Annotated in this window: 8 protein-coding genes; 4 read left to right on the forward strand and 4 right to left on the reverse strand. The window is 71.5% G+C overall.

Translation table 11 applies throughout. The annotated features are described in order from the left end of the window. Nucleotides 1-10: 10 nt before the first annotated feature. Together ACSIH6_RS30880 and ACSIH6_RS30885 are read right to left on the reverse strand one after the other, a co-directional pair. Nucleotides 11-1,201: a mycothiol transferase gene (locus ACSIH6_RS30880; protein WP_435111860.1), complete on the reverse strand. Its 1,191-nt coding sequence runs from the start codon at nt 1,199-1,201 to the stop codon at nt 11-13. A 178-nt stretch (nt 1,202-1,379) separates the two neighbouring features. Then, the gene (locus ACSIH6_RS30885; RefSeq protein ID WP_435111861.1) at nt 1,380-1,982 is read right to left on the reverse strand and encodes a helix-turn-helix domain-containing protein; all 603 of its coding nucleotides are present in this window, start codon (nt 1,980-1,982) and stop codon (nt 1,380-1,382) included. Nucleotides 1,983-2,353: 371 nt separating this feature from the next. Here ACSIH6_RS30885 and ACSIH6_RS30890 point away from each other — a divergent pair, with 371 nt between their 5' ends. Then, on the forward strand, nt 2,354-2,929 hold the full coding sequence (locus ACSIH6_RS30890; RefSeq protein ID WP_150254507.1) for a snapalysin family zinc-dependent metalloprotease: 576 nt from the start codon (nt 2,354-2,356) through the stop codon (nt 2,927-2,929). A gap of 322 nt (nt 2,930-3,251) precedes the next feature. On the opposite strand, the gene ACSIH6_RS30895 is transcribed toward ACSIH6_RS30890, so the two are convergent. Continuing rightward, complete coding sequence (locus tag ACSIH6_RS30895) at nt 3,252-3,470, reverse strand: Imm32 family immunity protein (RefSeq protein WP_435111862.1); 219 nt, start codon at nt 3,468-3,470, stop codon at nt 3,252-3,254. A gap of 451 nt (nt 3,471-3,921) precedes the next feature. Between ACSIH6_RS30895 and ACSIH6_RS30900 the strand changes: the two genes are divergently transcribed. Further along, nucleotides 3,922-4,167 carry a hypothetical protein gene (locus ACSIH6_RS30900; protein WP_435111863.1) on the forward strand — a complete coding sequence of 82 codons (246 nt, stop codon included), beginning with the start codon at nt 3,922-3,924 and terminating at the stop codon, nt 4,165-4,167. Then, nucleotides 4,106-4,375 (forward strand): hypothetical protein, encoded by a 270-nt coding sequence (locus ACSIH6_RS30905; RefSeq protein ID WP_435111864.1) that lies wholly within the window; start codon nt 4,106-4,108, stop codon nt 4,373-4,375. The genes ACSIH6_RS30900 and ACSIH6_RS30905 overlap by 62 nt, the downstream gene beginning before the upstream one ends. A 274-nt stretch (nt 4,376-4,649) precedes the next feature. On the opposite strand, the gene ACSIH6_RS30910 is transcribed toward ACSIH6_RS30905, so the two are convergent. Next, nucleotides 4,650-5,126 carry a MarR family winged helix-turn-helix transcriptional regulator gene (locus ACSIH6_RS30910; protein ID WP_435111865.1) on the reverse strand — a complete coding sequence of 159 codons (477 nt, stop codon included), beginning with the start codon at nt 5,124-5,126 and terminating at the stop codon, nt 4,650-4,652. Between the two features lie 217 nt (nt 5,127-5,343). On the opposite strand from ACSIH6_RS30910, the gene ACSIH6_RS30915 reads away from it, so the two are divergent. Then, complete coding sequence (locus ACSIH6_RS30915) at nt 5,344-7,161, forward strand: flavin-containing monooxygenase (protein ID WP_435111866.1); 1,818 nt, start codon at nt 5,344-5,346, stop codon at nt 7,159-7,161. Nucleotides 7,162-7,168: the final 7 nt, after the last annotated feature.

Consider the following 7,168-nt stretch of genomic DNA (forward strand, 5'->3'; position numbering starts at 1 on the left):
GCGGTGGCGGTCAGCGTCCGGTGTGACCGTCGACCAGCTCGCGGAGGATGTCCAGGTGCCCGGCGTGGCGGCCGGTCTCCTCGATCATGTGCACGAGCGCCCACCGCATCGACGGGGCCGTTTTGTTACGGTGCCCCGCGTGCGCGGGCTGGCCGAGGTCGCCGCAGTCGGCGATGGCCCGGTCGGCGGCGGCGACGGCGTCGCGGTACCCCTCCAGAACGCCCGCCGTGGTCTCGCCCGTGTCGGCGTGGAACGTGGCCTGCCAGTCGTTGACCTCCTCCCCGAGGAAGAGGGAGCGCTCGACGTGGGCCAGGTGCTTGACCAGGCCGAGCAGGTTCGTGCCGGACGCGACGCCCGGGGCGCGCACGTGCTGCTCCGGCGCGCCGTCCAGCTTGGCGAGGACGCCCTCGCGCAGGTAGGACAGGAACCCGGTGAGGACCTCCTTCTCTCCGGGCCCGGTCCTGGGCGGGGGCTGGTCGCGTCGGCGCGGCGGTGCGGCGGGCGTCTTCGTGGGTCCCTCCGGCGTCGCCCCCGTGCGGCGCCGGGCCACCACCACGTTGTCGCTCACCCGCGCGCTCCGACCGTCGGGGCCGTGGGCCGTCCGCGAACGCCGCTCGCACACGAGGCCGGTCCAGTCGGTTCCCAGGTCCAACGACCGCCACAGGTCCTCGGGTGCGGGGAAGTCGTCGCGCTGTTCCCAGGACCAGGGCGCGCTGGACGCGTGGTCGAGCACGACCAGCAGCCCGCCCTCGCCCACCGACCGCGACACCCGTCGCAGAACGGCGTCACGGTCGATGTCCACCGTGGTGTGGAAGTAGTTCGCGTAGACGAGGTCCCACGACCCGGTGTCGGGGACGGACAGCGCCAGGTCGTGGCGCCGCGTGGTGAGGCGGTCCTCGACTCCGGCCCGGCGGGCCCGCTCGGTCAGCACGGCGAGGACGTGTTCCGAGACGTCGACGGCCGTGACGTTCCATCCCTGGGCCGCCAGCCACAGGGCGTCTCCGCCCCGGCCGCAGGCGAGTTCGAGGGCGCGGTGTGCGCCCGCTCCGCGTTCCGGCTCCCGCGGTGACACCAGAGCCAGTTCCCCGGCGAGTTCGGCGAAGGCCGCGTTCGGGCCGGGCGGTGGCGTCGAGGGGTCGTCGCCTCGGTAGTGGCGTTCCCAGAACTCCCGGCTGGGTGAGGCGTTCTTGTCTGTTTCCATGGACGCCAGTGTTCGCGCTGCCGACGCCGCGGGACCAGCTCCCGTGCAGAAGTGCAAGAGCGCGTGTGCGCGGCGCGACCCGGTGGTTCCCGGCCTCTCCCCCGGCGGCCCCGCTTCCGTCGTGCCGGGGACGGGATCGCCACGGTCGGGTGCCCGGCCGCTCCGTGCGACCGGCCCCTCAACTCCCGTGCAGGTGCACGCGTTCGCCCTGGGTCCCGAAGATCGCGATGGTCTCCGCCGGTCCGTGCTCGGCGGGGTTGCCGATCCAGTGCGGGGTCCGGGTGTCGAACTCGGCCGCCTCCCCCGCGCCCAGCAGCAGGTCCTGCTCGGCGCCGAGGACCAGCCGGATGGTTCCCGAGAGCACGTAGAACCACTCGTGTCCGTCGTGCGTGCGCAGCTCGGGCGGTGGCAGCGTCCGCGCTGGCGGGTAGAGGACCTTGTACGCCTGGACCCCGCCCGCGCGCTGGGTGAGGGGGATGAACGTCAGGCCGAAGCGGCGCACCGGGTGCAGGTGCACCCGCGGATCGCCCACCCTGGGCGCGTCCACCAGCTCGCCGATCGGCACCCGGTACGCGCGCGAGAGCGGGAGCAGCTGTCCCAGGGTCGGGTGCACGCGCCCGGTCTCCAGGCGCGACAGCGTGCTCGGGGTGATCCCCGTGCGCTCCGACAGCTCGGTGAGGGTCAGCCTCGCCCGGTTGCGCAGACGTCGCAGCCGCGCGCCCACGGCCCGGAGCACCTCGGCGTCGTCCTCGTCGGCACGGTGGTTCGCGTTCTCACCCATATCCGCAACCTACCTTGCGATGATGGGAACAGTGACCCGTCCGTCCGGGCGGCCTCGTCGTCGTGGTCGGTGCGGATCAGCGGTATGCCGGGCACGCGCACCGCGTCGCTGGGCGGCAGGGGCAGGGCAGGGGCAGAGCGGGACGATGCGCCAGGGGGCACCTCGCGAGGGTCATGGCGTACGGATTTCTCCGTCGTATCCGACGTTTCCGGCAGAACGGCGCCCTCTGGTCCCAGGACGTCCACACCGGTACGCGGTGCCTCAATTAGGCGTGCCGCACACCTTGTGACAGCACGCCACTACACATAGCATCAGGCCGACCCCACCGGGTCACCAAACAACATCAGCACCCTCACCCCCGGGAGACCCCCATGCTGAGACGCGTCCTCATGCCCCTCCTGATCGCCCTGAGCGCGCTGGCGCTGACGCTGGTGGGCACCGCACCGGCCACCGCCGCGCCCGCGGAGCAGTCCCAGCCGCTGCGCCAGACCGTCCTGTACTACGACGCCAGCCGGGCCGCGGAGTACACCTCCGCCGTCGCCTCGGCCGTGCGCGTGTGGAACTCCAGCGTCAGCAACGTTCGCCTGGAACCGGCCTCCGCCGGACGGCGCGCCGAGATCCGCGTCATCGCCGACGACGGCTGGCCCCGCGCCCACCTGGGTCCGGTGCGCCCGGGCGGGCAGGTCACCGTCTGGATGGGCCGCCAGGGCACCGCCCAGGGCTACGACGCGGTGCGCATCGCCGCGCACGAGCTCGGCCACAGCCTGGGGCTGCCCGACGCCAAGCCCGGCCCGTGCTCGTCGCTGATGTCGGGCTCCACCGGCGGCGTGGACTGCACCAGCGTCCACCCCAACGCCTCCGAGCGCTCGCGGGTGGAGGCCAACTACGGCAGCGGCCGGACCGGCCAGCGCGCCGCCGACGGGCAGCTCCTGGTCGACCGCTTCTGAGCCGACCGCGCCTGAACGGGCGCACCGGCCCCGGACCCGACGGCCCCGGGCGTGGGCCCGCACCGGCGGGTCGGCGCCCGGGGCGTCACGCTCCCGGTGCGCCCGTGCGGGACCGGTCCTCGCGGACAGCGAGGACGTCCGCCTTCCTCCACGCTCCCGATGCCACGGCGCCCGTACCGCCTGCGCACCGCACATCCCCGGACACCGCCCCCCTTTCCGAAGCCGGTCCCATCCCCAGCGAGAGCGCTTGGAGAAGGGAGCGGCGAAAGTCGCCCCCGGCACGGGAACAACCGCCTTCTTCCGGCGCGCACAAAGCACACGCCTACTCCTCGTCGCAGCGCTCCAGAACCAGATGTACGGAGCCCTCTTCGAGGCCGTCGTGCTCCTCCAGGTGCAGATGGGTTCCGTCCCGGGTCCCGTCTTCAGCGAGTGTCAGCAGATGACGGGCCGGGGGCGCAGTCCTGCGGCATTCGCCTCGATGACGATCTCGCTCCCGAGATTGCGAACCTCGATGTGCAGGCAGTACGACCAGGTGGGACATCCATTGGCATCGGGGATCCGAGGGCGGATCGTGAGAAGTAGTTTCCAGCCTTCACAAGAGGACGGGAGTCCGCACCCACCAAGACGGACAGTACGACCAGGGCTTGTGCAAGTTCGACGGTCGCCCGATATGCCTGAGACGACGAGAACCTACCAACGCACACGCAAGCAGGCACGAACCCCCGCGATCATGAAGCTGCCGGAGCCACACGAGCACGAATGCCTACCACGACTACCTCTCCGACGCCCCCGGTCTCCGCCGTTCTCACGAAACCGGGCCTCCACTCCCCCGAGGAAATCCCCGCCACCGGACTCCGTACTCTCGACCCCCGGCCACCCGACACCCTCACCACCCGACGCCGAGGCTCCCGACGAACCCAGAAGCCAGATGACGATAAGGTGTCCGCATCTTCCCCCCGGTGCCTTTGCGCCGCCGTTCCCTGGAGGGCGCCTTGCGAAGACGCGCGCCGTGGGTCGCGCTCACGCTCGTGGCCGTCCTCACCGTCCTCGTTCTGGGCGCCGGGTACCTGCTCGTACCGGCGAACCGTCCTTTCGAGTACGGCGGCGGGATCAGGCTCCAGCTCCTGAGCATCTCCCACGAGAACGTCAACGGGGAGGAAAGGGTCACGTGGGGGGGTGCAGGTCATCAACGGGACGGGCGCACCGCTGGACCTGAGCTTCTCCTCGACCTGCCGTGACGGCGTACCACCCCGCCAGTCCGGCCCCTCCGCCCTGGCCGAACGGGGCGGAGAGAGGGTCTGGCTACCGACGGGCCTGGTCACGAGTGTCGCGGACTCCTGCCCGTCATCGGCGTCGGGCCGGTGGTGGGCCTACACCCTCACGTTGGAGAGCGACACGGGCGACGTCGGCTCCCGCACCGTCACCTTCATGGGCAGGGCCCACTGACCCCGTCGAACGGCGCGGTCCCGGGTTCCTGCCAGGCTCGGACGAGGATCCCGACCATGGACGAGCGTTGAACCCGGGCCGGTAGAACGTCGCGGTTGGCGGCGGTCGCTCGCTGAGGTCCCCTGGTCACGTTCCCGCCAGGGGCTCGACCGGGCGGGCTTCACGGAGACGGCCGTCACCGCCACGGAGGTGCTGAGCACCGTCCGGATCCCCGCGCGCGGATGGCTGGTCACGGCCAGGGCCGCCCGGTGACCGGCGCGTTCGGCGGACGGGGTCAGTCCTGTGCGCCCAGCCGGGAGATCTGCCTGCTCACCGCGCGAAACCCCTGTTCGAGGGCGCGCAGGTCCTCCATGGGCAGGCCCATGAGGATGTCGTCGCGAAACGGCCGCGCCACCATCAGGCGCCGCACGACCGAGGCCCCCAGGGGTGTGGCACGGACGCGGCGGACGCGCTGGTCCTCGGGGTCGGCCGAGCGCACGGCGACACCGTGGGCCACGAGCCGGTCGAGCACGCCGGACATCGACGCCATGGAGACGCCGAACGAGTCCGACAGGCCCCTGCCCGTCGCGCCCTCCTTCGTGGTGACCAGGACCATGAGCACCCTGAGCTGTTGGATCGTGAGGTCCATCGACAGCAGGTTCTGGAGGAGGGCGGCCATCACGGTCTCCTCCATGACCCCGTTCAGGGTCTGGATCTCGCGCACGATGCGTTCGCGTTCGTGTTCGCCCTGTTCGGACACCTGTTGCCGCATGCCGCCATGATAGAGCGCCGCGACGGGCACCCCCGGACCCAAATACTTAGCCTGATGCTAACCTTTTTGGTGCACGGTTCAACGACACCGCCGCCGCATCGGGATGGCAGCCGCCCGGATCCCGTTCCACGCTCCCGTGAACACCACGGCCATCCCCCGCGCGAGCCCGGCGCCGCGTCCGCGTCGCGATGCGACGGCAACGAAGTGAGGACGGCACATGGGCACAGCCTCCGACACGACCGCCAACACCGACGACCGCACCGAGGAGATCGACCTCGACGCGCTGCGGGCCAGGTACGCCCGCGAGCGCGACCGCCGCGTCCGCCCCGACGGCACCGGCCAGTACCGCTCGGCCGCGGGCGAGTTCGGCTACTACGCCAAGGACCCCTACACCCCCTGGACCGAACGCGGGCCGCTGACCGACACCGTGGAGGTGCTCGTGGTCGGTGGCGGGTTCGGCGGCCTGGTCACCGGCGCGCGACTGCGCCAGGCCGGTGTGGAGTCGATCCGGATGATGGACGAGGCCGGCGACTTCGGCGGAACCTGGTACTGGAACCGCTACCCGGGCATCCACTGCGACATCGAGTCCTACTCCTACATGCCCCTGTTGGAGGAGGTCGGCTACGTGCCCCAGTGGCGCTACGCTCCCGGCGAGGAGATCCGCCGCCACGCCGTGGCCATCGCCGACACCTTCGGTCTGTACCGCGACGCGCTGTTCCACACCCGCGTCACCGGCCTGGACTGGGACGACGCGACGGACGAGTGGGTGGTGGAGACCGACCGCGGCGACCGGATGCGCGCGCGGTTCGTCATCACCTCCTCGGGCACGCTGACCCAGCCCAAGCTGCCGGGCATCCCGGGGATCGACACCTTCAAGGGCCACACCTTCCACACGAGCCGCTGGGACTACGGCTACACCGGCGGCGACGCAGGCGGCGGACTCACCGGCCTCGCCGACAAGAGGGTCGCGGTCGTGGGCACCGGGGCGACCGGCGTGCAGGTCATCCCACACCTGGGACGCGACGCCAAGCACCTGTACGTGTTCCAGCGCACCCCCTCCTCCGTGGACGTGCGCGACAACCGCCCCACCGACCCGGAGTGGGCGGCCTCCCTCAAGCCCGGCTGGCAGCGCGAGCGCATGGAGAACTTCCTGGCGATCGTCTCCGGCGAGCAGGTCGAGACCGACCTGACCCGGGACGGCTGGACCTCCACCGCGCGGCTCCAGCGCAAGATGATCTCCGGTGCGCTGGACACCAGCGTCTCCGCCGAGGAGCGCGAGCGGATCGACGAACTCGTCGACGCGCGGAAGATGAACCAGATCCGGGCGCGCGTGGACGAGGTCGTGGACGACCCGGCCACGGCCGAGGTGCTCAAGCCCTGGTACCGCTACATGTGCAAGCGGCCCTGCTTCAGCGACCACTACCTCCAGACCTTCAACCGGCCCAACGTGACCCTGGTGGACACCGCGGACCACGGCGGCATCACCCGCATGACCGAGGACGCGATCGTCGTCGGGGACACCGAGTACCCCGTGGACTGCGTCATCTTCGCCACCGGGTTCGACGTGGGCGTGTCCGGGGTGATGTCGGGCACGCTGCCGGTACGCGGGCGCGGCGGGCGCGGCCTGCTGGAGTCCTGGAGCCGGGGGCCCAACACGCTGCACGGCTTCTACAGCAACGGGTTCCCGAACCTGTTCCACCTGGGCGCGCTCCAGAACGCCAACTCGGTGAACTTCGCGCACATCCTGCTGGAGCAGGCCGGGCACATCGCCGCCGTCATCGCACGGGGCCGCAAGAGCGGTGTCCGCGTGGTCGAGCCCTCCCAGGAGGCGGCCGACGCGTGGAGCCGGACCGTCCGGGAGAACGCGCACGACAACTCCGCGTTCCAGGCCGAGTGCACGCCCGGCTACTACAACCGCGAGGGCGCGGGCGTGCACGGCGGGTTCTCCTACAGCCCCGGGCCCGTGGCCTTCCACCGGCTGCTGGCCGACTGGCGCGAGAGCCGCATGCACGAGGTCCTGGAGACACAGCCCTAGCTGGCCC

Source organism: Nocardiopsis synnemataformans (assembly GCF_965343085.1).
GTDB lineage: Bacteria > Actinomycetota > Actinomycetes > Streptosporangiales > Streptosporangiaceae > Nocardiopsis > Nocardiopsis alborubida.